We start from the raw sequence: 1,245 nt of genomic DNA on the forward strand, positions 1-1,245 counted from the left end.
CTCAACGCGGCCGGCCCGTCCCTGGTCATCGCCTACGCGGTGTGCGGGTTCTTCGCGTTCCTGATCCTGCGCGCCCTGGGCGAACTGGTCCTGCACCGGCCCTCATCGGGCTCGTTCGTTTCCTACGCCCGCGAATTCTTCGGCGAAAAAGCCGCGTTCGTCTCCGGCTGGTTCTACTGGATCAACTGGGCCACCACCACCATCGTGGACATCACCGCCGCCGCCCTCTACATGCACTTCTTCGGCAACTACATCCCCTGGATGGCCGACGTCCCGCAGTGGGCCTGGGCACTGACCGCCCTCGTCGTCGTCCTGGCCCTGAACCTGGTCTCCGTGAAAGTCTTCGGCGAAATGGAATTCTGGTTCGCCCTCATCAAAGTCGCCGCCCTCGTCGCGTTCCTGATCATCGGCACCTACTTCGTCATCTTCGGCACCCCCGTCGACGGCCAACAGGTCGGCATCAGCCTCCTGTCCGACAACGGCGGGATCTTCCCCAACGGCCTGCTCCCCATGATCATCCTCATGCAGGGCGTCCTCTTCGCCTACGCCTCCATCGAACTCGTCGGCACCGCCGCCGGCGAAACCGAAAACCCCGAAAAAATCATGCCCAAGGCCATCAACTCCGTGGTCTTCCGCATCGCCGTGTTCTACGTCGGCTCCGTCATCCTCCTCGCCCTGCTCCTGCCCTTCACCTCCTACCAAAAAGGCGTCAGCCCCTTCGTGACGTTCTTCGGCTCCATCGGCGTCCAGGGCGTGGACGTCATCATGAACCTCGTCGTCCTCACCGCCGCCCTGTCCTCCCTGAACGCCGGACTCTACTCCACCGGCCGGATCCTGCGCTCCATGTCCGTCAACGGCTCCGCCCCCAAATTCGCCTCCCGCATGAACAAAGCAGGCGTCCCCTACGGCGGCATCGCCATCACCGCCACCGTCTCCCTCCTCGGCGTCCCCCTGAACTACCTCGTCCCCGCCGAAGCCTTCGAAATCGTCCTGAACATCGCCTCCGTCGGCATCATCATGACCTGGGCCACCATCGTGCTCTGCCAAATCCAACTCAAACGCTGGGCCGACAAAGGCTGGGTCGAACGCCCCACCTTCCGCATGTTCGGCGCCCCCTACACCGGCTACCTCTCCCTGCTCTTCCTCATCGGCGTCCTGGCCATGGTCTTCATCGACTCACCCCTGACCATGCTCGTCACCGCCATCGCCTCCATCCTCATGGTCGCCGGCTGGTACGCCTGCCGC

The 1,245-nt window shown here is 63.9% G+C and carries 1 protein-coding gene; it reads left to right on the forward strand.

Annotation, left to right across the window (positions count from 1 at the left end; translation table 11 throughout):
* The coding region (locus tag PV772_RS22920; RefSeq protein ID WP_347887692.1) for an amino acid permease at nt 1–1,245 on the forward strand (1,245 nt) is incomplete at both ends.

The organism is Pseudarthrobacter sp. CC12, from assembly GCF_039907755.1.
GTDB lineage: Bacteria > Actinomycetota > Actinomycetes > Actinomycetales > Micrococcaceae > Arthrobacter > Arthrobacter niigatensis.